Source organism: Pseudomonas sp., assembly GCF_050739655.1.
Lineage (GTDB): Bacteria > Pseudomonadota > Gammaproteobacteria > Pseudomonadales > Pseudomonadaceae > Aquipseudomonas.
Genome location: NZ_JBOIBY010000512.1, coordinates 1 through 3,125 on the forward strand (window position 1 = coordinate 1; position 3,125 = coordinate 3,125).

Genomic DNA, 3,125 nt, shown 5'->3' on the forward strand with positions numbered 1-3,125 from the left:
GGCCGAATGTGCAGGAGCTGCCGCAGGCTGCGATTTTTTGACGTTAAAGATCAAAAGATCGCAGCCTGCGGCAGCTCCTACAGGTTTGTTTTGATTTCAGAAGGAATGGCCATGTCTGTAGCGGTGATTCAAATGGTCAGCCAGAGTGATGTGCTGGCCAATCTTGCCCAGGCCCGTCGCCTGCTTGAGCAGGCGGCGGCCTCTGGTGCGAAGCTGGCTGTACTGCCAGAAAACTTCGCTGCCATGGGGCGCCGCGACATTGCCGACATCGGTCGTGCCGAAGCGATGGGCGAAGGCCCGATCCTGCCCTGGTTGAAACAGACCGCACGCGACCTCAGGTTATGGATAGTGGCTGGCACCTTGCCGTTACCACCGGTGGGTCAACCGATGGCCAAGGTGCATGCCTGCTCGCTGCTGGTGAATGATCAAGGCGAAACGGTAGCGCGCTACGACAAATTGCACCTGTTCGACGTGGACGTGGCAGACAATCGTGGTCGTTATCGTGAATCCGATGACTATGCTTATGGCAGTGGTGTGGTGGTGGCGGATACGCCGGTTGGCCGGGTGGGCCTGACAGTCTGTTATGACTTGCGCTTCCCGGAGCTGTACAGCGAGTTACGCGCCGCTGGCGCGGAGTTGATTACCGCACCTTCGGCGTTTACCGCGGTGACCGGCGCGGCGCACTGGGATGTGCTGATCCGTGCACGGGCCATCGAGACTCAATGTTATGTACTCGCGGCGGCGCAGGGCGGGACTCATCCGGGGCCGCGAGAGACCTTCGGTCATGCTGCAATCATTGACCCTTGGGGTCGGGTGCTGGCGCAAAAAGAACAGGGCGAGGCCGTGCTGCTGGCCGAACGAGATAGCAGCGAACAGGCGTCCATCAGGGCGCGGATGCCGGTCTCCAGTCACCGGCGCTTTTTCTCGCAGGGCGCCCAGCGACCTGCCTCAGAACGATGAATTTAAGGCGTAAAGCATATGAGCGAGTTGTTGTCCTCAGTCAGTGAACACCTCCTGGCGCCTGGCGGCGTAACGATCGAGAGCCTGCAAGGCGTACTTGGCGACCTGGCCGGCCCGGGCATCGATGCCGCCGACCTGTATTTCCAAGGGCAAATCTCCGAGTCCTGGGCGTTGGAAGACGGCATCGTCAAGGAAGGCAGTTTCAACCTCGACCAGGGTGTAGGCGTGCGGGCGCAATCGGGAGAAAAAACCGGTTTTGCCTACAGCAACGCAATCACTCTGGAAGCGTTGGGCGCGGCGGCACGCGCTGCCCGTTCGATTTCCCGCGCCGGGCAGAATGGCACCGTTCAGGCGTTCAGCACCCAGGATGTGGCGCAGTTATACGCACCGGACAATCCGCTGGAAGTGCTGACCCGAGCCGAGAAAGTCGATCTGCTCAAGCGGGTCGATGCCGCCACCCGTGCACTCGATCCGCGCATCCAGCAAGTCACCGTGAGTATGGCCGGCGTCTGGGAGCGGATTCTGGTGGCGTCCACTGATGGAGGCCTGGCGGCGGACGTGCGACCGCTGGTGCGTTTCAACGTCAGTGTGATCGTTGAACAAAACGGCCGTCGCGAGCGCGGCGGTCATGGCGGTGGCGGTCGTACCGATTACCGCTATTTCCTCGCCGAAGACCGCGCCATGGGCTATGCCCGTGAAGCGTTGCGCCAGGCATTGGTCAATCTGGAAGCCATTCCGGCGCCGGCCGGCACCTTGCCGGTGGTTCTCGGTTCCGGCTGGTCGGGTGTGCTGCTTCATGAAGCGGTCGGCCACGGCCTGGAAGGTGATTTCAACCGCAAGGGCAGCTCGGCTTACAGCGGGCGCATGGGCGAGATGGTTGCTTCCAAGCTTTGCACCATTGTCGATGACGGCACCCTGTCCGGTCGTCGTGGTTCGTTGAGCGTCGACGATGAAGGTACGCCAACCGAATGCACCACGCTGATCGAAAACGGCGTACTCAAAGGCTACATGCAGGACAAGCTCAATGCCCGCCTGATGGGCGTGGCGCGCACCGGTAACGGTCGTCGCGAATCCTACGCGCACCTGCCGATGCCGCGCATGACTAACACCTACATGCTCGGTGGCGAAAGCGATCCGGCGGAAATCATCGCCTCGGTTAAGAAAGGCATCTACTGCGCCAACCTCGGCGGCGGGCAAGTGGATATCACCAGCGGCAAATTCGTGTTCTCCACCAGCGAGGCGTATCTGATCGAGGACGGCAAGATTACTGCGCCGGTCAAAGGCGCGACCCTGATCGGCAACGGCCCGGAAGCCATGAGCAAAGTGTCGATGGTCGGCAATGACCTGGCGCTGGACAGTGGCGTGGGGACGTGTGGCAAGGATGGGCAGTCGGTGCCGGTAGGTGTCGGCCAGCCAACGCTGAAGATTGATGCGATCACCGTGGGTGGCACGGGGTCGTAAGGAATTACGCAATCCTTTGTAGGAGCTGCCGCAGGCTGCGATCTTTGCTTTTCAAAAGATCAATAGATCGCAGCCTTCGGCAGCTTCTACACGGGGGATGGGCATTACTCAGCGCAGACCGCGTTGAGTCTCGTCCAGATCACGGATGTACTTGAAGATTTTACGGCTGGAAGCAGGAGGCTTGTTTTGCGCAACCTCGTGCTGGGCCTGACGGATCAGGGAACGCAATTGCTGGCGGTCCGCGTCCGGGTAGTCGATGACGAATTTTTCCAGTGTGGCATCGTCACCGGATATCAGGCGATCACGCCAGCGCTCCAGGTTATGGAAGCGTTCGTTGTACTGGCGAGTGGAGGCATCGAGTTGATCGAGCAAGACCAGGATGGCGTCAGTGTCCTGATCGCGCATCAGTTTGCCGATGAACTGGAGGTGCCGTTTACGCGCGATGTGCGCGGTGTGCTTGGGCGCATCGGCCAAGGCCCGGCGCAAGGCGTCGGTCAAGGGCAGTTTTGCCAGCAAGTCAGGCTTGAGTGTTGTAAGGCGCTCGCCAAGGTCAACCAGAGCATGCAGCTCGCGTTTAACCTGGGATTTGCTTTTTTCTCCCGTATCGAGGGAGTCGTCGTAAGAATCAACCATGGTGGCCGTCCGCAAAGAAACGCCGCCATGATAACCAGTCGGGGGCCGCTTGTCCGGCCCGGTCGCTCGAT

General features: G+C 60.4%; 3 protein-coding genes. 2 read left to right on the forward strand and 1 reads right to left on the reverse strand.

Annotated features, from left to right (window positions below):
• Window positions 1-111 precede the first annotated feature (111 nt).
• The gene (locus ACRESJ_RS24225) at window positions 112-960 is read left to right on the forward strand and encodes a carbon-nitrogen hydrolase family protein (RefSeq protein WP_431760164.1); all 849 of its coding nucleotides are present in this window, start codon (window positions 112-114) and stop codon (window positions 958-960) included.
• A gap of 18 nt (window positions 961-978) precedes the next feature.
• The gene (tldD, locus tag ACRESJ_RS24230) at window positions 979-2,421 is read left to right on the forward strand and encodes a metalloprotease TldD (protein WP_431760165.1); all 1,443 of its coding nucleotides are present in this window, start codon (window positions 979-981) and stop codon (window positions 2,419-2,421) included.
• A 108-nt stretch (window positions 2,422-2,529) separates the two neighbouring features.
• Here the strand turns inward: tldD and yjgA are convergent, their stop codons facing one another.
• Window positions 2,530-3,054 (reverse strand): ribosome biogenesis factor YjgA, encoded by a 525-nt coding sequence (yjgA, locus tag ACRESJ_RS24235; RefSeq protein ID WP_431760166.1) that lies wholly within the window; start codon window positions 3,052-3,054, stop codon window positions 2,530-2,532.
• Window positions 3,055-3,125: the final 71 nt, after the last annotated feature.

Excerpts from the sequence above, each read along its gene's own strand:
- ACRESJ_RS24225 (WP_431760164.1), top strand. The coding sequence starts at position 112 with ATGTCTGTAGCGGTGATTCAAATGGTCAGCCAGAGTGATGTGCTGGCC.
- yjgA (WP_431760166.1), bottom strand. The coding sequence starts at position 3,054 with ATGGTTGATTCTTACGACGACTCCCTCGATACGGGAGAAAAAAGCAAA.
- tldD (WP_431760165.1), top strand. The coding sequence starts at position 979 with ATGAGCGAGTTGTTGTCCTCAGTCAGTGAACACCTCCTGGCGCCTGGC.